Raw genomic sequence first — 22,120 nt, 5'->3', positions numbered from 1 at the left:
GGCGCGCAGGCCCCTCGGCCCGAACGAACGGCCGGAAATCGGCGCGACCGCGCGAACGAGACGAACTTCGTTTGGCGATCGGGCGGCTTCACCGACCGAATGGCGAGACATCGGATGAACGATCCCGTCGGACCCGCCCGTGCCCGGAAAGTTTCCGGAAATCGGCGATATAGCTCCGATCTAAGGCATTGACGTCCGCCATCTCACAGGGTCATATCGGTTGTAACACCCTACGGAAGGCAGGTACGCATATGTCCCAGCCGAAAGAGCAGGGCAAGAAGCAACCTCGCAGGATCCACGAGAAGAAGGTCAGGACCCGCGGCGAGGAGACGACCTGGCACAAGCCCGACTACCAGGTCGTCGAGGCATCGATGGAGATGACCGCGTACTTCCTGGCCACCCGGTAACCGGGCGCCGCCATGCGACTGCAGGTGCTCGGCACCGCGGCCGGCGGCGGCGTGCCCCAGTGGAACTGCGCGTGCCCCGGCTGCTCCGGGGCGCGCGCCCATCCGGGCCGCCGCCGACGTCACGCCAGCCTGGCCGTCCAGCTCGACGACGGCGCTTACGTGGTCAACGCCACGCCCGACATCGCCGAGCAGATCGAGTCGTGCGCGTGGCTGCGCCCGGGGCCGGGCCCCCGCGAGTCGCCGCTGAAGGGCGTGATCCTCACCGACGCCGAGCTCGACCACACGATCGGCCTGCTCAGGCTCAGGGAGGCCGACGCGCTGGAGGTGCGCTCCACCCCGGTCGTACGGCACGCGCTGCGCCCCTTCGCCGAGCTCCTGCGCCCCTACCTCCAGCTGACCTGGGCCGACGCCGCCACCATCCCGGTGTCGGGCAAGCGTCCCCGGTACGCCGCCGGCTCCCCCGAAGCCACGGGCTGGGTGTCGGCGCTGCGCCTCGGGCCGCTGGTATACGCCCCTGCCATGGGGGTGTGGCCGGACGAGCTGGACGAGGCGTTCCGGCAGGCGGCGTGCGTGATCGTGGACGGCACGTTCTGGGACGACGAGGAGCCCCGCCGCACCGGGATCTCCGCCAGGACCGCCACCCAGATGGGCCACCTGCCGATCGAGGCGACCATGGAACGGCTCTCCAAGCTGCCCGGCCGCCGCCTGTACACCCACCTCAACAACACCAACCCCCTCGTGGACCCGGCGGCCGAGCAGCACGAGGTGCTCGGCGAGCTGGGGATCGAGGTGGCCGCCGACGGGATGGTGATCGACCTTTGAACGGCTTCGAGGCCGAGCTGCGGGCCGTACCGGAGAAGCGTTACCACCACCTGCACCCGTTCAACCAGCGCATGCACGCGGGTGAGCTGACCCGGGACGAGCTGCAGGGGTGGATACTCAACCGCTTCCACTACCAGCGGCACATCCCGATCAAGGACGCGTTCGTCCTCGCCAAGCTGACGACTCCCGAGCTGCGCAGGATGTGGTTGCGCAGGATCCAGGACCACGACGGCGCCGCGCCCGGCGAGGGCGGCATCGAGCGGTGGCTGCGCCTGGGCGAGGCGGCCGGGCTGGAGCGGTCGCTGCTGCTGTCGGGCGAGGGCGTGCTGCCCGGCGTGCGGCTGGCCGTCGACGGCTACGTGAACCTGTGCCGCCACGGCTCCGCGCTGGAGGCCGTCGCGGCGTCGCTGACCGAGCTGTTCGCCCCGGACCTCATGCGTACGAGGATCGCCGCCTTCGAACGGCACTACCAGTGGATAGACCCGGACGGACTGCGATATTTCCAGGTACGCGTCTCCCAGGGCCGCCAGGACAGCGGCGAGGCTCTGACCCTGGTGCTCGACTGGGCGCGGACGCGCGCCGATCAGGAGAAGGCCGTCGCGGCGCTCGCCTACAAGTGCGACCTCCTGTGGTCCTTGCTCGACGCCGTGGACGGGGCGTACCGATGACCTGGCGCCCGGTGCTGTCCCGCTCGGCCATGCTCCGCCACGACCCCGTACGCGGGGCTGACCTGCTGATCGTGCCCGAGCGGATCGTCGTGCTCAACGCGGAGGCCGCGGCCATCGTCGCCCTGTGCGACGGCGCGCGGACCGTGGCGGACATCGTCGCCGAGCTGCCCGAGGGCGCGGAGCCCGACGTGGTGGAGTTCCTCGAACGGGTCCGGGCCGAGGGCTGGCTCCGGTGAGCGCCCCTTGGGCCATGCTGGCCGAGCTCACGCACGCGTGCCCGCTGCGCTGCCCGTACTGCTCGAACCCGACCGAGCTGGCGGCCAGGTCGAGCGAGCTGGACACCGGCGAGTGGCGGCGGATATTCGGCGAGGCGGCGGCGCTGGGCGTCGTGCACGCGCATCTGTCCGGCGGCGAGCCGCTGCTGAGACCCGACCTGGCGGAGATCGTGGCGGCGGCCGACCGCGCGGGCGTCTACACGCAGCTGGTCACCAGCGGCGTCGGGCTGAGCGAGCGCAGGACGGGCGAGCTCGCGGCGGCGGGGTTGCGCAGCGTGCAGCTGTCGGTCCAGTCGGCCACGGCACCGGAGTCGGACCGGATCGCCGGGGTCGCGTCGTTCGCGAAGAAGGAGCGGGCCGCCGCGGCGGTGGTCGCGAGCGGGCTGCCGCTCGGGCTCAACGTGGTCCTGCACCGGGCCAACCTGGACGCCGTCGGCGAGATCATCGAGCTCGGGCTGGGGTGGGGCGTGGAGCGCATCGAGCTGGCCAACACCCAGTTCTACGGGTGGGGGCTGCTCAACAGGTCCGCGCTGCTGCCGACCAGGGAGCAGCTCGCCCGCGCCGAGGCCGTAGTCAAGAAATATCGGGAAAAGACGGATGTTGAGCTGATCTGGGTGATCCCTGATTACTTCGACGGCGTGCCCAAGCCCTGCATGGGCGGCTGGGGCGCGATCTCGATCACCGTCGCGCCCGACGGCCGCGTGCTGCCCTGCCCGGCGGCGTACGACCTGCCGCTGGACCTCCCCAACGCCCGCGATCACTCGCTCGGCTGGATCTGGGAGCACTCGCCCGCCTTCAACGCCTACCGGGGCACCGGCTGGATGCGCGAGCCGTGCGCGAGCTGCCCGCGCAAGACGCTCGACTTCGGCGGCTGCCGCTGCCAGGCGTACGCGCTGACCGGCGACGCGAGCCGTACCGACCCGGCCTGCGGGCTCTCCCCCGACCACCACCTCGTCACGGAGCTGACGGCGGAGGGCACGTTCATCTACAGGCGGCCGGCGCGCTAGGAGCCCTCCGCGTATGCGCGGCGTCAATCCGCGGTAGACGACCGCGTCCTACGGTCGGCGTCATTCACCTTTGCCGCCGACCGAGGAAGGCAACCATGTTCCGCACCCCTCTCCGCCGAGGTCTCGCCGCCGCCGCGGCCTGCATCGCCCTCTCCGGGTCCGCGAGCGCCTGCGGTGGCGGCGGGAACGCCGAAGTGTGCACCGAGACGTTCAAGCTCTATGAGGACTACACGACGCAGGCGCAATCCGCGGCCGGCGACGCCGCGAGCATGAACAAGCTGAACGCCGACATCGGCGCCAAGGTCAAGGAACTCGCGGGGAAGGCCGAAGGCGACCTCGCCACGGCCCTGAACGGCATGGCCGACACCTTCACCAACGCCCAGATCGACCCCTCCGACAAGGACGCGGCGCTGGCCGAACTGCAGGAGGTGCGGACCAACATGAAGGCCGCTCTGGACAAGGTCAACGCGATCTGCACCTGATAGGCGGAGAAAGGCGGTGACCTCTCCTGACCGAGCGGATGTGGTTCACGCTGCTGGGCCCGGTGCGCGTGCTGCGGGAGGAGCGCGAGGTCCGGCTGGGCGGGCCGCAGCAACGTGCCTTCCTGGCCCTGCTGCTGGCCGCCGCGGGACAGCCCGTCGGCGTCGATGACCTGGTCGACGGCCTGTGGGGGCAGGACCCGCCGCCCACCGCGCTCAACGTGCTGCATCGGAACGTGGGAAGGCTGCGCCGGGCGCTGGAGCCGGGGCTGCCGGCGCGGGAGGCGGGCCGGTGGCTGCTGCCCGCGGCGGGCGGTTACCGGCTCGCGGTGGACGCGGCCGGCGCGGACCTTCTCCGGTTCCGGGATCAGGTGGCGCGGGCCCGCGCGGCCGCCGCCGAGGATCGGCCCGCCGAAGCGGTGGAACACTATGTGCGGGCGCTGGGGTTGTGGCAGGGGGCCGTGGCCGCCGGGATCCCGCCCGCGGTCCGTGCCCGGCCGGTCTTCGTCGCCCTGGACCGGGAGTACGCGGCGGCGGTGGGCGTGGCCGCCAACTACGCGCTGGCCGTCGGCAGGCCCGCGCCGCTGCTGCCGGCCGTACGGGCGGCGGCCGAGCGGGAGCCGCTGGACGAGCTGCTGCAGGCGCGGCTGGTTCAGCTGCTGGCCGCGACCGGCCGCCGGAGCGCGGCCCGCGACCACTATCTCCAGGTCCGCGCCCGGCTGGCCGAGGATCTGGGCATCGACCCGGGGCCGGAGCTGACCGCCGCGGGGGAGGACGTGCTGCACCGTCCGGCCGCCCACGGGGCGCACGCGACCATGACCGGGCCCGCCGGGCCCACAGCGCGGCCGAGCATGACCAGGCCCACCCAGCCCGGGGTGTGGGCGAGCGTGGCCAGGCCCGCCCAGCTGCCCGCCGATCCGCCGGTCTTCGAGGGCCGCCACACGGAGCTGGCCCAGCTGCCGTCCCCGGAGGAGGACCACGCCGGGCCGGACGCCGCGCAGGTCAGGGTCATCTACGGCATGGGCGGCATCGGCAAGACCACCCTGGCCGTGCACTGGGCGCATCAGGTCGCCCACCACTACGCCGACGGGCAGCTGTTCCTGAACCTGCGCGGCTTCCACTCCAGTGACCAGGCGATGAGCGCCGGTGAGGCACTGGACGCGCTGCTGGCCGGCCTCGGCGTGGCCGCGGAGGAGATCCCGGTCGACGTGGAGGCGCGGGCCGCGCTGTTCCGCGACCGCGTCGCCGGACGGCGGATGCTCCTGCTGCTGGACAACGCCCGGGACGTCCGGCAGGTACGCCCCCTGCTGCCCGCGTCCCCCGGCTGCCTCGTCATCGTGACCAGCCGCAACCGGCTCGACGGGCTCGCCGGCGCCCACCCGCTGGTCCTGGAACCGCTGCCGGCCCGCGAGGCCGCCGACCTGCTGCGTGCCCGGCTGGGCGCGGCGCGGGTGGAGGCGGAGCCGGACGCGACCGCCCAGATCCTGTCCCTGTGCGGCGGGCTGCCGCTCGCGCTGGTCGCCGTCGCCGCCCACGCTCTGACCCACCCGTCCTTCACGCTGGCGTCCATCGCGGCCGAGCTGCGCCAGGCGCGCGGCAACCTGGACGGCTTCACCGGCTTCGACGCGACGGCGGCCCCGCAGGCGGTGTTCTCCTGGTCCTACCGCGCGCTCACCCCGGCGGCGGCCCGGCTGTTCCGGCTGCTGGGCACCGCGCCGGGGCCCGACATCAGCGCGTCGGCCGCGGCCGGACTGGCCGGCCTGAGCCTTTCCGGCGTGCGCCCGCCGCTGCTGGAGCTCACCGCCGCCCACCTGCTCACCGAGCACGTGCCGGGCCGCTTCACGTTCCACGACCTGATCCGCGCGTACGCCGCCGAGACGGCCGCCGAGGAGGAGGCGGATCACGATGTCACGGCCGCCCTGCACCGGCTGCTGGACCACTACCTCCGTACGGCGCACCGCTGCTCGGAGCTGATCAAACCGGGCCAGAACACGATTCCCTTCCCCAAGCCGCGGGACGGCGTCGCCCCGGACCCGATCGACGACACGGTCCGGGCGCTGGCCTGGTTCGGCGCCGAGGAGGATGCCGTCCTCGCCGCCGTCGAGCACGCCGCCCGGCTCGGGCTCGACCACCACGTCGCGCATCTGGCCTGGTCGGCGCATACGTACCTGATCCTGATGCGCCCCGCGGAGCGGGTGCTGGCGCTGGCGCGGACCGCGGTGCAGGCCACGGAGCGGCTCGGTGACCCGCGCATGCACGCCCCCGCCCTGCACGCCCTGGCGTCGGCGTGCACGCGTGCCGGGCTGCCCGGCGAGGCGCACGACGCCTACCGGCGTGCTTTGAGCCTGTTCACCGAGCTGGGGGACGTGAAGGGCCAGTCCGTCGCCCATCTCGAACTGACCCGCCTGCACGACCGGCAGGGCCGTTACCAGGAGGCACTGCGCCACGCGCGGCGCTGCCTCGTGTTGTCCCGCCAGAAGGGAGCGACCCCGTTCGAGGAGGCCGGCGCCCTGAACGCGGTGGGCTGGGTGCTGATCCGGCTGGGCGAGCCGCGCGCGGGCCTGGCGTACAGCCGGCGGTCGCTGAAGCTGCAGACGAACGTGGTCGGCCAGAGCTTCGTCCTCTACACCATCGGCTGGGCGCATCACCTCCTGGGAGAGCACCGTGCGGCGATCGACAACTACCGCAGGTCCCTGGCGCTGGGCGACGGCCAGAGCTGGCACGGTCGTGACCACGACGCTCTGGTGCTGGAGCGGCTCGGCGACGCCTTGGATGCCGCCGGTGATCCCGGCGCGGCCAGGTCGAGCTGGCGGGCCGCCCTGGAACGCCTCTACGGCTCCCGGACCGAGGCCAGGGCGGCCCTCACCGCCAAACTCGACGGCGGATCATCCCAGGGGCAGGGCCGCCGGTCGCCGTGAGCGGTGCGTCAGCCCGTGGGCAGGGCCGCAGGTCGCCGTGAGTGGTGCCTCAGCAGCCGGCTCAGGGCGGCGTCGCACTGTTCGACGCCCTCGCGCGCCCACGCCTGCCGCCTCGCGAACGCCTTGACCAGGCCGTGGTACCGGTAGGTCCCGCCCGGCCCGGCCAGCAGCAGGTGCGCGTCGACCAGCGACTCCAGCAGCCGGTGGGCCCGCGGTCGCGGCAGGCCGAGCAGCGCCCCGACCGACTCCGCCGTCAGCTCGCCGTAGTCGGGCAGCGCGGCGAGCCGGAAGGCCGTGGCCTGCTGCGGATCGAGCCGGCTCTGGGCCAGCAGCAAGGGCGCCTCGATCAGCGCGCAGCCGTCGTTCGCGCCCGCGGGCCGGTACAGGTCGTCCTCCAGGCGCATGCGGACCTGCCGCACCGTCCAGTGCGGCCGGGCCTGCAGCAGGTCCGCGGCCACGCGTACGGCCAGTGGCTGGTGCGAGCACAGATCGACCAGCTCGACCGCGTCCTGCCGGTGCCCGAGGACCCGCCCGTGGCCGGCCAGCCGGGCCAGCAGCTCCAGCGCGTCCGCCGGGGGCAGGGCGTCGAGCCCGATCCAGCGGGCGCCGGGCAGGTCGATCAGGTGCCGCCAGGTGGTGACGATCGCGGCACAGCCGGGCGCCGCCGGCAGCAGGTGGCGTACCTGGTCCGCGTCGCCGGCGTCGTCCAGCAGGAGCAGCACCCGCCGGTCGGCCAGCACGGTTCGCCACAGCGCCGCCCGCTCCTCGAGCCGGTCGGGCAGCCGCTCCCCCGGCACGCCGAAGGAGCGCAGGAAGAAGCCCAGGACCTCGGCGGGGTCCGCCGGGCGACCGGCGGACGTTCCGAGATCCGCGTAGAGCTGGCCGTCCGGGAACCGGTCCCGCATGGCGTGCGCCGCCTGGACGGCCAGCGCGGTCTTCCCCACCCCGCCGAGCCCGGTGATCGCCACCACCGGCGTCCACCCGCCGGGACCGAGCGTGTCGTGGACGGCGGCCAGCTCCGCCTCCCTGCCCACGAAGCCGGGTGGCGCGGCGGGCAACTGGGCGGGCGGCCGCTCGGGCGCGACGACCGGTCCCGGCACCGGCGGGTCGAGTCCGGGGTCCGCGCGCAGGATGCGCTGGTGCAGCTCGCGCAGGCCGGTGCCGGGGTCGATGCCGAGCTCCGCCGCGAGCAACCGCCGTACCTCGTCATACGCGCCCAGCGCCTCCGCCTGCCGGCCCGACCGGTAGAGGGCGACCATCTGCAGCTCGCGCAGCCGCTCGCGCATGGGCTCGGCGGCGACGGCCTCGGCCAGCTCCTCGCTCGCCTCGGCGTGCCGGCCGAGCTCCAGGTCGAGCGACAGCCGCTCCTCCAGCGCGGCGACCCGGCGCTGGACCAGGCGGGTCCGCTCCTGGTCGACGTAGTCGCCGCGGGCCCTGCCCAGAGGCGGGCCCTGCCACAGCCGCAGGGCGCCGCGCAGCAGGCCGGCCGCCTCGGCCGCATTCCCCCGAGCCCGTACGGCCTGCGCCTCCCGCACCTGCCCGAGAAAGGTGTGCCAGTCCACGGACGCCGTGCCGGTGGAGATGACGTAACCGCAACCGGACGACCTGATCACCCGATCGTCGTCCTCGCCGGATGACACGACACGGCGCAGCCGGCACACGTAAGTACGCACGACGGCCCGCGCGCTCTCCGGCGGCCGCTCCCCCCACAGCGCGTCCACGATCTCGTCGATCGACGCCGCCTCGCCCTCGCGTAACAGCAGGAAGGCGAGCAACGCCCGCTGCTGGGGTGCGCCGAGGTCGAGCTCCGCGTCACCGCGCCATCCCCTGACCGGCCCCAGCAGGGCGAACCGCAACCCAGTCTTCATGATCGATCGTTCCTCCCCCCATCGGTAAGACCCCTGGTCAGACCGCGGGAAATCGTAGGCCGCCCCTTGTGACCAAGGACTGACCGAAGTGTGACCGCGGCTCACCCTCGACGAGCCGCCACCAGTTCGGCGATCGACTCCAGGGCGTCGAAGCCGGCGATCTCCTCGCGCAGCTCCCGTGCGCGGGCGCGGTAGGACGGCGTCGACAGGACGGTGTTCACGGCCGAGCGGAGTGCGGCGTCGTCGGGTCGCGCGGTGGCCAGGTTGACGCCCGTACCGCTCCACTCGACCCGGGCGGCGATCAACGGCTTGTCCTCGGTGACGCCCGCGACGACGAGCGGGACACCGTGCCGCAGGGCGGTGTGCACCCCGCCGTAGCCACCGTTGGTGACCAGGAGGTCGGCATGGGGCAGCAGCAGGTCGAAGGGGATGAAGTCGGCCACCCGGGCGTTGTCGGGAACGGTCTCCATGAGGTTCCGCACGTCCTCGACACCGCCCGGCCGCGCGGTGGCGGCGACGACGAGGACGTCGGAGCCGGCGAGGACGCGCAGCGTGGGGACGACCAGCTCCTCCAGGTCCACGTTGGCGAACGTCCCCTGCGTCGTCACCACGACCGGGCGGCCGTCCGACAGTTCCCTCCACCACGACGGCCGCTCGAAGTCCCCGGCGGGCGCCGACGGCAGGGGGCCGACGAAGCGGAAGGAGCTCGGGAGGTCGTCACGGGGGAACTCGAACCCGGGGACGGTCAGCTGCAGGTAGTGGTCGGGGACGGTGATCAGGCTGGTGAGCACGAACTCGGGAAGGCTCACCCCGACCGACTCGAACAGCTTCTCCAGATGCTGCTGCGCGTCCACGTGGATCTCGGGGCCCCAGCCGGTCGCCGGGGGCGGCGGCGAGACGCCCACGCTGACGGTGATCGGACGCGTGTCCGGCCCGGAGGCCAGGGAGAGCGGCAGGGCCCCGAGGAACAGGTTGTCGGTGATCACCGCGGTGGCCGGGATGTCGGCCAGCAGCCGCCGCAGCGCCTCGTACTGGGCCGGAACGGGGTCGCCGAAGATGTGCTTGACGTCGAACCCGAGCTGGACCGGGCCGGGAGGGAGCTGGCCGCGTTCGGGGAACTCCAGGTCCATCCGCCGGTCGTCGTAGTCGGCCTCCTCGGGGAGCGCCGTGAAGTACGCGCCGACGGCCTCCGCACGCTCCTTGAACCTCGTGCCGGTCAGGAAGGTGACCTCGTGACCGCGCCGCACCAGATCGGCGGCGACGGTGAGGAGGGGAGCCACGTGCCCGTTGGCGGGCGTGGCGGCAATAATGATCTTGGGCATGGACATCTCCGCTGTCAGAACGTGAGAAACAAGCGGAGATCGTACGTTCGCCCTTGTGCATAACTAGTGACCAGATTCAACACATGCGAACGGCCGCCGCCGGAGCCCGGTGCTCCGGCGACGGCCGCGTCCGTTGCCTCAGGACCTGCTCTTCTTGCCCAGCATGCTCGTGGTGGCCGCCACGCAGACGACGGCCAGAACGAGCTGCACGGCGATCACCAGCCAGGTCTTCTCGTTGAAGCCGAACAGGTAGGCGATCCCGGTGCCGGCCCCGGCGGCGACGATGCCCGCCGCGATGGTGGCGAACCAGCCGATGTCCTGGCGTCCGGGCAGGAGCAGCCGGCCCAGGCCGCCTACGATGGCCCCGCCGAGCACGGCTCCGAGCAGGATGGTGATCATTGTGTTCTCCTTGTGTTCGCGATGGGTCGGAGCTAGTTGCCGCTGTCCTGCTGGGCGAGGTCGCCGCAGGTGAAGCCCTCTCTGCGTTCGGGATCGAGCTGGATCCGGCTGAGGTTGGTGGTCTCCATGGGCCTGCGGAAGGTCTCGAGCTTGTCGCAGTCGTACATGACGTACGTGCCGTCGCTCTCGCCGAGCAGCATCATCCAGCGGCCGTCGTAGAGCGGCTTGTCGTCCTCGGCGCTCTTGACCACCGTCCACTGGTCCTGGAAGCCGACCGCGCCCAGCAGCTCGCTGGCCTGGCCGGTCTCCTGGACGTCGATCGCGCCCTCGACGAGGCTCAGGATGAGCAGGAACCCCAGGCCGACGCCGGTCAGGCCGCCGACGATCACCTTCGTCCCGGCGCGCCCGACGGGTTTGCGGCGCATCAGCCGGAACGGGATCAGGAAGGCCAGCACGCCCAGCCCCACCGCGACGACGACCATGACGAACAGGTCCAGCGTGCCGAAGATGCGGAAGATGCCCCAGTACGTCGCCCCGCACCACAGCGCCGCCATCGTGGCGGCGATCCAGGGCCGCTTCCTGATCCCCTGGAAGAGCCTGTTCGCCGCGCCGCCGGTCAGCTTGTCGATCAGCCATGCCAGGCCGGCGATGACGCCGAGCAGCGGGAGGGCGACCAGCAGGAGCAGGACCAGGGTGCTCGTCAGCCGGCCGAGCAGGACCGACTGGTCGACGCCCACCTGCTGCGGGTTGACGCCGAAGACGGCGTACATCTGCTCGACGCCGATGTAGAGGACCGCATAGAGCGCCACCGTGATCGGCACGACGACGGATCCGATGCGTTCGAGCAGCGCCATGACGCCGCCGCCGTCCTCCTGCTCCTGCTCCGGCCCCTGCTCCGGCCTCGTGGCGACGGCGCTCCCCGGAGCTTCGGGAGGGTACCGGTGCTCCGGCGATATCCGATGACTCGACATGGCCCAAGACCGTAGGACCCGCCCGCATGCGGAACGTTGACGGCGCGTATACGCGGCGGCGGGGACGGGCCCGGGCTGCCTACTGCGCGCCGCCCGGCTCGATGAGGTGATCGAGGAGGACCTGGCTGATGTCCTCCAGTTGCCGCAGCTGCTCCGGGGTGAGCAGGTCGATCAGGTGCTCGCGCACGCTGGCCACGTGGCGGGGAGCCGTGGCCCGCAGCGCGGCCAGGCCGTCGTCGGTCAGGACGGCGAGCCAGCCCCGCCGGTCGTCCACACAGTGCTCCCTGCGCATCCATGGTTTCGCGCTCAAATAAACGCCGAGCCCGGCCCTGGGGGCGGGCTCGGCGGGTCCGACGGTGGTCAGTACCGGAGCTTGCGCAGGTAGCGGTAGCCGACCTCCGCGGTCTGCCGGGGGGTCACGTCGGGAGTGTCGTTCTCGACGATGTACTCCTTCACCTGGTGCTTGTCGAAGATCCGCCGGAAGTCGATGGTCCCGGTGCCGAGGTCGGCCATGTCGCCGTCCAGGTGCCGGTCCTTGACGTGGAACTGCAGCACGCGCTGCGGCGCCCTGCGGATGACGTCGAGGGCGAAGCGCACCGGGTCGGCGGCGCCGCGTCCGACGCCGCCGGTGACCGCCCAGTAGATGTCGATCTCCAGGTGGACCAGGCGGGGGTCGAGCTCGGAGGTGAGCACGTCCCAGGGGGTCTTCCCGCCTCCGAGGTCGGTCGTGAACTCGTGGGCGTGGTTGTGGTAGCCGTAGCGCAGACCCGCCGCGCGGGCGGCCTGCGCCTCGACGTTCATGCGCCCGGCCCACGCCTTCCACTCGTCCAGGCTGGTCGAGTTCAGGTAGGGGACGACCATGAAGGACTGGCCGAGGGTCAGCGCGTTCTCGATCTTCGTGTCCAGGGCGGCCTGGTCGGCGGTGAGGCCGTCGTGGCTGGAGCTGGCCCGGATGCCGAGCCCGTCGAGGAACGTACGGAGCTGCTTGGCCGTGCGGCCGAAGTAGCCGAGCGCGACCTCGATCTTCGGGTAGCCGGTCTCGGCCAGGTAGGCGAGGGTGGCGTCGTAGTTCTTGGCGAGGTCGTCGCGTACCGTCCAGAGCTGGATGCTGATCTGGTCCCGGGGGATGCGGTTCCTGCCGGGGTGGTGCGCGGTGGCCGCGGCGGCGGCCGGGGAGGCGGCGGCGACGGCGGCCGCCCCGAGTCCGAGGCCCGCGGCGAGCAGGGAGCGCCTGCTGGGGCCGTATCCGTAGCACATGGGGGGTTCTCCTAACGTGTGGGCTGGAGGATGACCTCGTCGCTGCCGGTCAGCGAGGGCAGGTCCGCGCCGCCGGGGTCGGTGTAGGTCGCGACGAAGACGCCGGTGAGGTGATCGGTATCCGGATCGTGCCCGCTCGGCACGGTGGTCTGGATGGAGCCCGTGCAGCCGCGGGCCGTGGTCTGCGGGTGGCCGTGCTCGTCGTGGCCGAGGATGTAGTCCACGGTCACGTTGGCGCAGTTCACCGGCTGGTCGTCGGTGACCCGCACCTCGAACTCGACGGCGTCGCCGAACCTGAATGTCTGCCCGTCGGCGGGCCGGACCAGCTCGACGACCGGCGCGGCGTTGCCGACCACGATCCGCACCGACGTCGCCGCCGACCTGCCGGCCTCGTCGCTGACGCGCAGCGTGGCGTTGTAGAGGCCGTTCTGCCGGTACGTGTACGACGCCTGCGGGCTGCGGGAGTCGACCCGGCCGTCGGCGTCGAAGTCCCAGGCGTAGCGGATCCGGTCCCCGTCGGCGTCGGTCGTGCCGGCGCTGGTGAAGTTGACGGTGAGCGGTGCGTGGCCGGCGGTCACCGACGCGGCGGCGGCCGGGACGGGAGTGTGGTTGCCGGTGTTGCCGATGTAGTCGAAGCGCGAGAGCTGGGCGTCCGGGTTCTCCTGGAAGTAGCCGTCGCCGTACTCCAGCACGTAGAGCGCGCCGTCGGGGCCGAACTCCATGTCCATCGGGTTGTCGAACACGAGCGACGGCAGCACGTCCTCGATCCGCCCGTCACGGTGGAACGCCTTGACGTAGTCGCGGGTCCACTCGTAGAAGAGCGGGACGCCGTCGTAGTACCTGGGCCAGGCCACGGTGGTGCGGCCCTGCGCGGCGCGCGGGTCGTAGGCGTACGCGGGCCCGGCCATCGGGCCGATGCCGCCGGTGCCCAGCTGCGGGAACTCCTGCGACGGCCCGTACGAGTACCACACGTCCGGCTGGACCACCGGCGGCAGCCGGCGCAGGCCGGTGTTGTGCGGCGACTCGTTGACGGGTGCGGCGCAGGCGAACGCGTTGCCGGACGCGCCGGTCGCGAAGTCGTAGTCGACGTACGGGAGCCGCGCCGTCGCGCAGTACGGCCAGCCGTAGTTGCCCGCCTTGCGGATCTTCGTCCACTTGCCGTTCCCCGCCGGACCCCGCTTGAGATCGGCCTCCCCCGCGTCGGGCGAGTAGTCGGCGACGTAGAGGTCACCGTTGGACCGGTTGACCTCGATGCGGAACGGGTTGCGCAGGCCCATCGCGTAGATCTCCGGCCGGGTGCCCGCGGTCCCCGGCGGGAAGAGGTTGCCGCGCGGGATCGTGTAGGAGCCGTCCGGGCGGACCTTGACGCGCAGGATCTTGCCGCGCAGGTCGTTGGTGTTGCCGGCGCTGCGCTGGGCGTCGAACGCCGGGTTCCGGTCCGACCGCTCGTCGAGCGGGGTGTAGCCGCCGGAGGAGAACGGGTTCGTGTCGTCGCCGGTCGACAGGTAGAGGTTGCCGGCGGCGTCGAAGACGATGTCCCCGCCGACGTGGCAGCAGATGCCGCGGTCCACGGGCACGTCGAGGACGCGCTGCTCGGTGCGCAGGTCGATGGTGGAGCCGGTGAAGCGGAACCGGGACAGCCGGATCAGCCCCTTGAAGGGCGCGAAGTCCGCGGGCTTGCCGGTGACCGGGGCGTCGCCCTCGTTGACGTCCGGCGTCGCGGGGTCGTCGATCGGGGTGTCGAGAGGTGGCGAGTAGTAGAGGTAGACCCAGTCGTCCTTCTTGGAGCCGGTGCCGAAGCCGGGGCCGAGGGCGATGCTCTGCAGCCCCTCCTCGTCGTGCCGGTAGACGTCGAGCCGGGCGGCCAGCGTGTTGAGGCCGGTCTTCGGGTCGTTCAACCAGACGTCGCCGCGCCGGGTGGTGTGCAGCACCCTCGAATCCGGTAACACCGCCAGGTCCATCGGCTCGCCCGGATTGTCGTTGAGCGTCACCTTCTGGAAGTCACTGTCGGGAGGCGGGGCCGGGGCGCTCGCGGCGCTCTCGGCACTCCCGGCGCTCCCGGCGCTCCCGGAGGCGTGGGCGGCGGCGGGCAGGAGGATCGCCGCGGCAGACACGGCCGCGATCACGGTTCTCACTCGCATTGCCTCTCCCTTCGGTCTACTCGGGGGATAAGAGAGGGCAAATCACCGTGAATGTAACCCGAGTTACGCCGATAGAGGAGGGGGTAATCGCGGATGATCGAGCATCTTTCGCCTTCCGCTCGGACTAAGTGCCCCATCGGTTCCAAGTTGCGCTGCAGTGTGCTCCAAGTCGGCTTGATCACACTTGGCCGGTGGAATTCCGAGTTCTGGGGCCCTTGGAGGTCCGTACCGGCGACGGGCGGGCCGTCGCGCTGGGCGGGGCACGCCCGCGGGCGGTGCTGGCGCGGCTGCTGGTCGCGCGGGGAACGGTGGTCTCCTCCGACGCCCTGATCGACGACCTGTACGCCGGAGCGCCGCCGCCCAGCGCCCTGCCCACGCTGCACTCGTACGTGTCGAACCTGCGCCGCGCCCTCGAGCCCGGCCGCCTCCCGCGCGCCCGGCCCGGACTGCTGATCGGCCGGCCGCCCGGCTACCTGCTCGCCGCCGAGCACGTGGACGCCGACCGGTTCGCCGAGCTGCTGCGCCGGGCGGAGCTGCGGCCACCGGTGGAGGCGCTGGCCTGCCTGGAGGAGGCGCTCGGGCTGTGGCGCGGCACGCCGTACGGGGAGTTCGCCGAGGAGCCGTGGGCCGTCACCGAGGTGAGCCGGCTGCGCGAGCTGCGGCTGGTCGCGCTCGAACGGCGCGCGAACGTGCTGCTGGAGCTGGGCCGGGCCCAGGCGGTGATCACGGACCTGGAGACCGAGGCGGTCGCGAACCCGCTGCGCGAGCGGCTGTGGAGCCTGCTCGCGCTGGCCCTGTACCGTACCGGCCGCCAGGCGGAGGCGCTGGGCGTGCTGCGCACGCGGCCGAGCTGCTGGCCGACCAGCTCGGCCTCGACGGCCGCTTCGACGAGGCCGACCAGGTCTACGACGACGCGGACGACCAGGCCCGCGACCTCAAGCTCTGGCACGCCCGCCCGGCCGTCGCCGCCGGCCGCATCTCCGCCCTGTCGGCGGTCCTGTGCCTGGGCCCCGTCGACTGGTACCTCGCCCTGCTCGCCACCGCCACCGGCCATCACGACACCGCCGCCGCCCACCTCACCACCCTCGAACAGCTGGCCGACGCCGCCGGCCTGCACTGGTGGCGCAACCGCGCCGCCGCCACCCGCGAGCCCCTTCACGTGGCGACCAGTGGATGACAGGCGCCGCCTGGTCGACTGGCAGGCCGATCATTCGGTCAGCTCAGCAGCTCGCGGACCAGCGCCTCGCTCCACCAGCGCTCGACCCGCTCGGGTGACCACCCGCGCTCGGCGGTGAGCGTGGCGTAGACGTCGATGCTGCACATGCCCGCATAGACGTCCACGGCCGCCGGCACGTCCAGGCCCGGGCGGAGCGCGCCGGCGGGCCAGGAGGAGAACACCGCCGTGCGGGTCTCGTCGGCCCGCCTGCGGCCGTCGCGGTAGACCGTCGCCAGCTCGGGCTCGACGCGGCCGGCCTCGCGCAGCAGGGTGATGACGTCCCCGGCGCGCTCGTACAGGCGCCGGTCGAAGCCGGCCATCGCGGCCAGTTGCCGCGCGGGATCCGTCCCGGGGGCCTCCAGCTCCGCGAGCTGCTGGGACGGGTCGGCCGACAGGTCGGCGGCGTCGGCCAGGGCCCGGGTCAGGCCGGTCTTGTTGCCGTACACCGAGTAGACCGTCGGCACGGAGACCCCCGCCTCGCGGGCCACGTCGCGTACGGTCGTCGCCGCCCAGCCGCGCTCGACGAAGAGCCGCCGCGCGGCTCGGGCGATCTCGGCCCGCGTCTCCAGCGCCTGCGTCGTACGGCGCAGCGAGTCGTAACGGCGCGGCCCCACCTCTGCCTCCATGACTTGCACCCTAAGGCTCCCGGATCGGCGGCATCGCCGCCATCGGCTTCGCCGCCTCGATCGTGACCGCCAACCTGATCATGGCCCCGGCCGGCCTGCCGCTCACGGTCGCCGGGCTCGACGAGGTCAACGCGTTCTTCGGCGCGAACGGCCACATCGTCGGCCTCGGACCCGCGTTCGGCCCCGTCGCCTGGGTGCTGGCCACCGTGTTCGGCGCGGGCGCGGTCTCCGCGCTGTGGGCGTCCGAACGGAAGCGGGGCGTGGGCGTGGCACGACGGGGTGTTCACGCTCAACGGCACGTTCCTGGCCATGGCGCTCGTCGGTTTGTCCGTGGCGGGCCTGCGCGCGAAGCTGCTGCGCCCCTGGGAGGGCATGCTGGGGTTCGCGGCGGCGGTGCTCCAGTTCCCTTCGGCCTCCTGGCCTTCCTGGTCATGAAGACGGAGGGCCCGCTCGGGCTCATCGGCCTCGCCGGCTGGCTGATCTGGGTGGTCTGGCTGGTGATGTACGGCATCCGCCTGATCCGCCTGCGCGAGGCGTAGCGGCCCACCTGGAGCTCCTGGCCGGTCTCCCCCGGCGCTCCCGCGAGCCGCGCGAACGGCGTCCGGCTCACACTGTCCCCATGTCCACGGCGATCGTGCTGTTCAACAGGGACCTGCGCGTCCACGACCACCCCGCCCTCGTCGCCGCCTGCGAGCGGGCCGAGCGGGTGGTGCCGCTGTTCGTGCTGGACCCGGCCGTACCGGAGGGGAATCGGCACGGTTTCCTCCTGGAGTGCCTGGCCGAGCTGCGGGCCGCGCTCCGCGCCCGCGACGGCGACCTGGTCGTACGGCAGGGCGACGTCGTCCACGAGGCGATGAAGCTGGCCGCAGAGGTGGACGCGACGACGATCTGCGCCGGCGCGGACGTCAGCTCGCTCGCCAGGCGGCGCGAGGAGCGCTTCGCCCGGGAGCGGATCGAGTACCTGCGTTTCCCCGGCGTCACCGTCGTGCCCCCGGACGCGCTGCGGCCCTCGGGCGGCGGCGACCACTACCGGGTCTTCACCCCCTACTGGCGCGCGTGGACCCGCCACCCCCGCCGCCCGGTCCTGCCGCCGCCGCGCACGGTACGGATGCCCTCGGGCCTGGCCGCCGGGCGGCTGCCCCGGCCCCAGCCGCCCGGGCCGATGCCCGGCGGCGAGCCGGCGGCCCGCGAGCGCGCCGACCGCTGGCTGCGCCAGGGGCTGGACGGCTACGCCGAGGGGCACGACGACCTGGCGGGCGACCGCACCTCGCGGCTCAGCCCGTACCTCCGCTTCGGCTGCCTGTCGCCGCTGGAGCTGGCCTGCCGCGCCGAGCGCAGCGAGGCCTTCGTCCGCCAGCTCTGCTGGCGGGACTTCCACCACCAGGTGACGTACGCGTTCCCGCGCATCGGCCGCGAGAACTACCGCCACCCCGAACGGCGCTGGCAGCACGACCCGGACGCGCTGCAGGCGTGGCAGGCCGGGATGACCGGGCTGCCCATCGTGGACGCCGGGATGCGGCAACTGCTCGCCGAGGGCTGGATGCACAATCGGGCCCGCCTGATCACGGCCGCATATCTGGTCAGGCATCTCGGCCTCGACTGGCGCGACGGCGTACGGCACTTCTTCGAGCACTTGCTCGACGGCGATGTGGCCGACAATTCGGGCAACTGGCAATGGGTCGCCGGCACGGGGAACGACACCCGTCCCAATCGCACCTTCAATCCCCTACGCCAGGCCAAGCGCTACGACCCCGAGGGCCACTATGTCCGCCGCTATGTGCCCGAACTCGCCGCCGTGCCGGCCCCGTACGTCCACGAGCCCTGGCGACTTTCCGCGCCGCCCGCCGGGTACCCAGCGCGGCTTGACAGTGCCGCTGACCAGGGATGACTCTCGGACGATCTATTACGCCGGCCGTGTCACGAAGAATCTGGTCACAAACATTTCCCGAAATAACCGGTCTATCGTATTGTCATTGACTGGAATTGTTGGAACATATGGTCAGAGTCATCGAGTGAAGTCCAAAGATCGCTTACCGCAAAAAGGTCAGCGGCGAGGGGAAAGGGGACAACGCTCATGCACCGACGTGCTGTCCGAAACCTGGCCAGGCTCGACACGACGCAAGCCAGAATCACTCGGATATTCGACGCTGCCGCAGGTGGGAAGGACAACTTCCTGGCGGACAAAGACGTGGTGCGCCATTTTGATCAAGTTACACCTGCCCTCACGACCGCGGCCCGCGCCGTTCTACAATTCCTGTCCCGGGTGGTGGCCCATCTGGCGGCCGAAGGCGTGGACCAGTTCATGATCGTGGGCAGTGGCGTCCCCAGCGGCCTCTCGGCCGGGAACCGGTTACACGACATAGCCCGCCGCGCCTCGCCCGGGTCCGCGGTACGCGTCGTGTACGTCGAGAACAACCCGATGGTGGTGGCCACCGCCCAGGCCACCATCGAGCCCTTCACCGACCTGGTCCGCGTGGTGGACGGCGATGTTCGGGAGATCGACGAGATGCTCCAGGACCACGTGGTCCAGACGTTCATCGACTGGGAGCGGCCCCTGGCCGTGCTCCTGCTGTCGTCGCACAGCCTCGACGACGACGAGTACGCCCACTACGTCGTCAAGCGGCTCCAGCACACGGCGCCCAAGGGCAGCTTCCTCGGCCTGCTGCACACCACGTTCGACGCCGTCCCGCCGGAGCTGCTGCCCGCCGTCCGCGACATGGTCGCCATGACGCTGCCCCGCCTCGCGATCCGCTCGCGGGAGGAGGTCGCGGCCCTGCTCGACGGCCTCGACCTGATGGAGCCCGGGCTGGTGTGGGTGCCGGAGTGGCACCCCGGCGGGCGTGACCTCGCCTGCGCCGACGAGCCGAGCGCATCGGGCAACTACGGCGCCGTCGCCCACATCCCCTGACGCGTCTCTCCGAGCCCGGAATCGTAACGAAATCGCATTCACATAAGTGAGGGCGAGAGCTTATCGTGGAGTTGGGAGCGCTCCCAATCTGAGAGACGTGATGCGTATGTCCCCCCGCCCCAGCTCCTTGTCCGCCGCTCCGACTCGCGCGGTCGCGTACCTGCTGCCGTCGGTGCCGGCCGGTGTCTGCGAGGCGCGCTCCCTCGTCCGGACCGAACTGACCGGCTGGGGCCTGGAAAGGCTGATCGACGACTGCGTGCTCATCGTCAGCGAACTGGTGACCAACGCCGTCCGGTACGGCGGGTCGGCGTACGCGTTACGCCTGGAAGATCGTGCGGACCGGTTGTACGGGGAGGTCTTCGATCCGGGCGACGGCGAGCCCCGCCCGTGCTCGCCCGACGCGGACGCGCTCTCGGGGCGGGGGCTGCAGATCGTCTCGGCGATCGCCGACGACTGGGGAGTGACCGCGGCGGACGGCGGCAAGGTCGTCTGGTTCTCGGTCCTGAGCGCCATCTGACCCGGGGCGGGCTGCCCTCAGACCGGCGCGGCGGGCGCGGTTTAAACGGGTGCGGCGGGCGCGGCGTCAGCGGGCGAGGACGCGGGCCAGGGCGTGCAGGGTCTCCACGGGTGTGCCGGGTGGCGGGGAGACGCGGAGCACGGGTTCGCGCAGGTCCAGCGGCGCGCGAGCGGTCGGTACGACGTTGACCAGCAGCGACGCCTCGGCGGCCCGGACGGCGGCGCTCTGCGCGCTGTCTCCCGGCGGCGGCCGGAGCGTGACCAGGGCGGACGGCTCGTCGAGCGGCTCGACCACGCGCCACCCGCCGGCCCCGTCGAGCACGCCGCGCGCCGTACGGCCGAGGTCGGCCAGGTGCGCGTGGACCGCGAACGGCCCGAGCTCGTGATGCTCCAGCACGGCCGCCCCGAGCCCGGCCCGCGCCGCGACCGCCGCCTCCGAGCTCTCGAACCGCACCACCCCCGGCAACGGCACCGGGCCGCCGCACTCGGGCAGCCGGCTATCAGAACTCCACAAGTGGCCTCCCAGGGTGGGGACCGCGGCGTCCATGGCCGGCGTGAGCCCGGGGACGATCAGGAAGCCGACGCCGCGCGGCCCGGCCAGCCACTTGCGCGAGGTCCCCACGTACGCGGTCGCACCCGCCCCGCGTACCTCGACATGCCCGAGTGACTGGCAGACGTCCAGCACGAACGGCACTCCCGCCGCGCGGCACAGCGCCCCGATCTCCTCGGCGGGCTGCACGACGCCGCGATGGGAGGCCACGTGGGAGACGATCACCAGGTCGAGACCGGACGCCAGCAGGGCCCGCAGCCCTTCGAGGTCGAGGCGGGCGTCGCCGTCCACCGGCAGCTCGACCGGCTGCCAGCCCCGCTGGGCGGCCAGGCGGTGCAGCAGCATCAGCGTGCCGCCGTACTCGGTGCGCGCGTGGCCGACGCGACTGCCCGGCGGGAGCCGCCACCCGCCCAGGAGGGCCGCCATCGCCGCCGTCCCGCTCTCCAGGAACGCCACGTCCGCCGGGCCGCCCCCGACCAACCCGGCCAGGGCCGATCTGGCCGGGGTGAGGTCGGGGACGGCCGCGTAGCCGCCGCGTTCCCGTTCCAGCCGCAGGTGCGCCACGACCGCGTCGAGCACCCGGTCGCTGGGCACGTTGCAACCGGCCGCGTCGAGATGCCCGGGCGGCGCGACGCTGCGCGCCGCCCGCCACAGCTCACCGGCCCGCGCCGCCCACCCGGCCCGATCGGCCCGCGCGTCCGGCCCGACTCCGGCGGCCGACGCGTCCGGCCCGGCCCCGGCGGGCGGCGCCACCTGCCCCGTTCCGGGGATCATGCCTCCGCCAGGATCAGGGTGAAGTCACCGTCCGGGTCGGTGTAACCGCGGCGGACGAGGAAGCCCGCCCCGGCCAGCTCGGCCCGCAGCCCTTCCGGCCGGAACTTGGCGCTGATCTCGGTACGCATCTCCTCCCCCGCGGCGAAGTCCACCTCCAGCCCGAGCTCCGAGACCCGCACCCGCAGGTCCCGGACGGCCCGCAGCCGCATCTCGATCCATTCGTGCCGCTCGTCGTAGAGCGCCACGTGCTCGAACGCCTCCGGCTCGAAGTCGGCCCGCAGCTCCCGGTTGATCACGTGGAGCACGTTGCGGTTGAAGGCGGCCGTCACTCCGGCCGCGTCGTCGTAGGCGGCCACCAGCCGCTCGGTGTCCTTCACCAGATCGGCGCCGAGCAGGAACGTGTCCCCCCGCCGGAGCGTGGCCCGCACCTCCTTCAGGAACGCCCTGCGGGCGACGGGTTCGAGGTTGCCTATCGTGCCGCCGAGGAAGGCCACCATCCGCCGCCCGGTACGCGGCAGCAGCCCCAGGTGGTGCTCGAAGTCGGCGCACACCGCCCGCACGTCGAGCCCGGGGAAGCGCCCGGCGACCCGGCGCGCCGCCGCCTCGAGCGTGACGGCGTCCACGTCCACCGGCGTGTACGCGCGCAGCGTGCCCGCCGCGGAGAGCGCCTCCAGCAGCAGCTCCGTCTTCTCGCTGGTGCCCGACCCCAGCTCGACCAGCGTGTCCGCGCGGGAGGCGGCGACCAGGTCCGCGGCCCGGGACCGCAGGATCGCCAGCTCGCGCCGGGTCGGGTAGTACTCGGGCAGCCGGGTGATGCGGGAGAACAGCTCGCTGCCCGCGGTGTCGTAGAACCACTTGGGCGGCAACCACTTCGGCGAGGACGTCAGACCCATCCTGACGTCACGTTCGAGGGCCTGCCGCAGGTAGTCACGGTCGAGATGGTTGATCACATGCACGGACGACTGGCTGACGGCCATGAGGCCTCCTATGGTGAGA

At 72.5% G+C, this 22,120-nt stretch carries 22 protein-coding genes; 12 read left to right on the top strand and 10 right to left on the bottom strand.

Annotated elements, in window-relative coordinates; genetic code table 11:
- The first annotated feature begins 251 nt into the window (after positions 1-251).
- From pqqA to ACWDRB_RS55925, 7 genes are all read left to right on the top strand, one after another.
- Positions 252-407, top strand: coding sequence for a pyrroloquinoline quinone precursor peptide PqqA (gene pqqA / locus ACWDRB_RS55955; RefSeq protein ID WP_225963807.1), 156 nt, complete (start codon positions 252-254; stop codon positions 405-407).
- Between the two features lie 12 nt (positions 408-419).
- Positions 420-1,229 carry a pyrroloquinoline quinone biosynthesis protein PqqB gene (gene pqqB / locus ACWDRB_RS55950; RefSeq protein WP_449909003.1) on the top strand — a complete coding sequence of 270 codons (810 nt, stop codon included), beginning with the start codon at positions 420-422 and terminating at the stop codon, positions 1,227-1,229.
- Positions 1,226-1,897: a pyrroloquinoline-quinone synthase PqqC gene (gene pqqC, locus ACWDRB_RS55945; RefSeq protein WP_449909000.1), complete on the top strand. Its 672-nt coding sequence runs from the start codon at positions 1,226-1,228 to the stop codon at positions 1,895-1,897. The genes pqqB and pqqC overlap by 4 nt, the downstream gene beginning before the upstream one ends.
- A complete protein-coding gene (pqqD, locus tag ACWDRB_RS55940; protein ID WP_363978299.1) occupies positions 1,894-2,133 on the top strand; it encodes a pyrroloquinoline quinone biosynthesis peptide chaperone PqqD in 240 nt (79 codons plus the stop codon). The genes pqqC and pqqD overlap by 4 nt, the downstream gene beginning before the upstream one ends.
- The gene (gene pqqE, locus ACWDRB_RS55935; protein ID WP_449908997.1) at positions 2,130-3,179 is read left to right on the top strand and encodes a pyrroloquinoline quinone biosynthesis protein PqqE; all 1,050 of its coding nucleotides are present in this window, start codon (positions 2,130-2,132) and stop codon (positions 3,177-3,179) included. The genes pqqD and pqqE overlap by 4 nt, the downstream gene beginning before the upstream one ends.
- Positions 3,180-3,274: 95 nt before the next feature.
- Positions 3,275-3,661 carry a hypothetical protein gene (locus ACWDRB_RS55930; RefSeq protein ID WP_363978293.1) on the top strand — a complete coding sequence of 129 codons (387 nt, stop codon included), beginning with the start codon at positions 3,275-3,277 and terminating at the stop codon, positions 3,659-3,661.
- 38 nt (positions 3,662-3,699) lie between these two features.
- Positions 3,700-6,576 carry an AfsR/SARP family transcriptional regulator gene (locus tag ACWDRB_RS55925; protein ID WP_449908994.1) on the top strand — a complete coding sequence of 959 codons (2,877 nt, stop codon included), beginning with the start codon at positions 3,700-3,702 and terminating at the stop codon, positions 6,574-6,576.
- A gap of 8 nt (positions 6,577-6,584) precedes the next feature.
- Here ACWDRB_RS55925 and ACWDRB_RS55920 read toward each other — a convergent pair whose 3' ends face one another.
- From ACWDRB_RS55920 to ACWDRB_RS55890, 7 genes are all read right to left on the bottom strand, one after another.
- Positions 6,585-8,444: a BTAD domain-containing putative transcriptional regulator gene (locus tag ACWDRB_RS55920; protein ID WP_449908991.1), complete on the bottom strand. Its 1,860-nt coding sequence runs from the start codon at positions 8,442-8,444 to the stop codon at positions 6,585-6,587.
- A 101-nt stretch (positions 8,445-8,545) separates the two neighbouring features.
- The gene (locus ACWDRB_RS55915) at positions 8,546-9,766 is read right to left on the bottom strand and encodes a glycosyltransferase (RefSeq protein WP_449908988.1); all 1,221 of its coding nucleotides are present in this window, start codon (positions 9,764-9,766) and stop codon (positions 8,546-8,548) included.
- 138 nt (positions 9,767-9,904) lie between these two features.
- Positions 9,905-10,165 carry a GlsB/YeaQ/YmgE family stress response membrane protein gene (locus ACWDRB_RS55910; protein WP_449908986.1) on the bottom strand — a complete coding sequence of 87 codons (261 nt, stop codon included), beginning with the start codon at positions 10,163-10,165 and terminating at the stop codon, positions 9,905-9,907.
- Positions 10,166-10,197: 32 nt separating this feature from the next.
- On the bottom strand, positions 10,198-11,136 hold the full coding sequence (locus ACWDRB_RS55905; RefSeq protein WP_449908983.1) for a hypothetical protein: 939 nt from the start codon (positions 11,134-11,136) through the stop codon (positions 10,198-10,200).
- 79 nt (positions 11,137-11,215) lie between these two features.
- Positions 11,216-11,410 carry a hypothetical protein gene (locus tag ACWDRB_RS55900; protein ID WP_449908980.1) on the bottom strand — a complete coding sequence of 65 codons (195 nt, stop codon included), beginning with the start codon at positions 11,408-11,410 and terminating at the stop codon, positions 11,216-11,218.
- Positions 11,411-11,496: 86 nt separating this feature from the next.
- On the bottom strand, positions 11,497-12,393 hold the full coding sequence (locus ACWDRB_RS55895; protein WP_449908977.1) for a sugar phosphate isomerase/epimerase family protein: 897 nt from the start codon (positions 12,391-12,393) through the stop codon (positions 11,497-11,499).
- Positions 12,394-12,404: 11 nt separating this feature from the next.
- Entirely contained in the window at positions 12,405-14,534 is a 2,130-nt protein-coding gene (locus ACWDRB_RS55890) for a PQQ-dependent sugar dehydrogenase (protein ID WP_449908974.1), read from the bottom strand.
- Positions 14,535-14,725: 191 nt separating this feature from the next.
- On the opposite strand from ACWDRB_RS55890, the gene ACWDRB_RS55885 reads away from it, so the two are divergent.
- The gene (locus ACWDRB_RS55885) at positions 14,726-15,829 is read left to right on the top strand and encodes an AfsR/SARP family transcriptional regulator (protein ID WP_449908971.1); all 1,104 of its coding nucleotides are present in this window, start codon (positions 14,726-14,728) and stop codon (positions 15,827-15,829) included.
- On the opposite strand, the gene ACWDRB_RS55880 is transcribed toward ACWDRB_RS55885, so the two are convergent.
- Positions 15,750-16,376, bottom strand: coding sequence for a TetR/AcrR family transcriptional regulator (locus ACWDRB_RS55880; protein WP_355193929.1), 627 nt, complete (start codon positions 16,374-16,376; stop codon positions 15,750-15,752). The genes ACWDRB_RS55885 and ACWDRB_RS55880 overlap by 80 nt on opposite strands.
- A 62-nt stretch (positions 16,377-16,438) precedes the next feature.
- Here ACWDRB_RS55880 and ACWDRB_RS55875 point away from each other — a divergent pair, with 62 nt between their 5' ends.
- The 4 genes from ACWDRB_RS55875 to ACWDRB_RS55860 all read left to right on the top strand — a co-directional run bounded on the left by ACWDRB_RS55875 (position 16,439) and on the right by ACWDRB_RS55860 (position 19,801).
- Positions 16,439-16,915 (top strand): hypothetical protein, encoded by a 477-nt coding sequence (locus ACWDRB_RS55875; RefSeq protein ID WP_449908968.1) that lies wholly within the window; start codon positions 16,439-16,441, stop codon positions 16,913-16,915.
- 80 nt (positions 16,916-16,995) lie between these two features.
- Positions 16,996-18,264, top strand: a complete 1,269-nt coding sequence (locus tag ACWDRB_RS55870) for a cryptochrome/photolyase family protein (RefSeq protein ID WP_449908965.1) — start codon at positions 16,996-16,998, stop codon at positions 18,262-18,264.
- A gap of 186 nt (positions 18,265-18,450) precedes the next feature.
- Positions 18,451-19,284, top strand: coding sequence for an SAM-dependent methyltransferase (locus ACWDRB_RS55865; RefSeq protein ID WP_449908963.1), 834 nt, complete (start codon positions 18,451-18,453; stop codon positions 19,282-19,284).
- Between the two features lie 100 nt (positions 19,285-19,384).
- Complete coding sequence (locus ACWDRB_RS55860) at positions 19,385-19,801, top strand: ATP-binding protein (RefSeq protein WP_364245783.1); 417 nt, start codon at positions 19,385-19,387, stop codon at positions 19,799-19,801.
- 66 nt (positions 19,802-19,867) lie between these two features.
- Here the strand turns inward: ACWDRB_RS55860 and egtE are convergent, their stop codons facing one another.
- Both egtE and egtD read right to left on the bottom strand, forming a co-directional pair.
- A complete protein-coding gene (egtE, locus tag ACWDRB_RS55855) occupies positions 19,868-21,124 on the bottom strand; it encodes an ergothioneine biosynthesis PLP-dependent enzyme EgtE (RefSeq protein ID WP_449908960.1) in 1,257 nt (418 codons plus the stop codon).
- Entirely contained in the window at positions 21,121-22,101 is a 981-nt protein-coding gene (gene egtD, locus ACWDRB_RS55850; protein WP_350723377.1) for an L-histidine N(alpha)-methyltransferase, read from the bottom strand. The genes egtE and egtD overlap by 4 nt, the downstream gene beginning before the upstream one ends.
- Positions 22,102-22,120: the final 19 nt, after the last annotated feature.

The sequence above is a fragment of the Nonomuraea sp. NPDC003707 genome (assembly GCF_053587055.1).
This window is presented reverse-complemented; position numbering and strand designations above follow the sequence as displayed.

Coding starts and splice junctions, on each gene's coding strand:
- pqqA (WP_225963807.1), top strand. CDS start 252: ATGTCCCAGCCGAAAGAGCAGGGCAAGAAGCAACCTCGCAGGATCCAC.
- pqqB (WP_449909003.1), top strand. CDS start 420: ATGCGACTGCAGGTGCTCGGCACCGCGGCCGGCGGCGGCGTGCCCCAG.
- pqqD (WP_363978299.1), top strand. CDS start 1,894: ATGACCTGGCGCCCGGTGCTGTCCCGCTCGGCCATGCTCCGCCACGAC.
- ACWDRB_RS55930 (WP_363978293.1), top strand. CDS start 3,275: ATGTTCCGCACCCCTCTCCGCCGAGGTCTCGCCGCCGCCGCGGCCTGC.
- ACWDRB_RS55925 (WP_449908994.1), top strand. CDS start 3,700: ATGTGGTTCACGCTGCTGGGCCCGGTGCGCGTGCTGCGGGAGGAGCGC.
- ACWDRB_RS55920 (WP_449908991.1), bottom strand. CDS start 8,444: ATGAAGACTGGGTTGCGGTTCGCCCTGCTGGGGCCGGTCAGGGGATGG.
- ACWDRB_RS55915 (WP_449908988.1), bottom strand. CDS start 9,766: ATGCCCAAGATCATTATTGCCGCCACGCCCGCCAACGGGCACGTGGCT.
- ACWDRB_RS55910 (WP_449908986.1), bottom strand. CDS start 10,165: ATGATCACCATCCTGCTCGGAGCCGTGCTCGGCGGGGCCATCGTAGGC.
- ACWDRB_RS55905 (WP_449908983.1), bottom strand. CDS start 11,136: ATGTCGAGTCATCGGATATCGCCGGAGCACCGGTACCCTCCCGAAGCT.
- ACWDRB_RS55895 (WP_449908977.1), bottom strand. CDS start 12,393: ATGTGCTACGGATACGGCCCCAGCAGGCGCTCCCTGCTCGCCGCGGGC.
- ACWDRB_RS55890 (WP_449908974.1), bottom strand. CDS start 14,534: ATGCGAGTGAGAACCGTGATCGCGGCCGTGTCTGCCGCGGCGATCCTC.
- ACWDRB_RS55880 (WP_355193929.1), bottom strand. CDS start 16,376: ATGGAGGCAGAGGTGGGGCCGCGCCGTTACGACTCGCTGCGCCGTACG.
- ACWDRB_RS55870 (WP_449908965.1), top strand. CDS start 16,996: ATGTCCACGGCGATCGTGCTGTTCAACAGGGACCTGCGCGTCCACGAC.
- ACWDRB_RS55865 (WP_449908963.1), top strand. CDS start 18,451: ATGCACCGACGTGCTGTCCGAAACCTGGCCAGGCTCGACACGACGCAA.
- ACWDRB_RS55860 (WP_364245783.1), top strand. CDS start 19,385: ATGCGTATGTCCCCCCGCCCCAGCTCCTTGTCCGCCGCTCCGACTCGC.
- egtE (WP_449908960.1), bottom strand. CDS start 21,124: ATGATCCCCGGAACGGGGCAGGTGGCGCCGCCCGCCGGGGCCGGGCCG.
- egtD (WP_350723377.1), bottom strand. CDS start 22,101: ATGGCCGTCAGCCAGTCGTCCGTGCATGTGATCAACCATCTCGACCGT.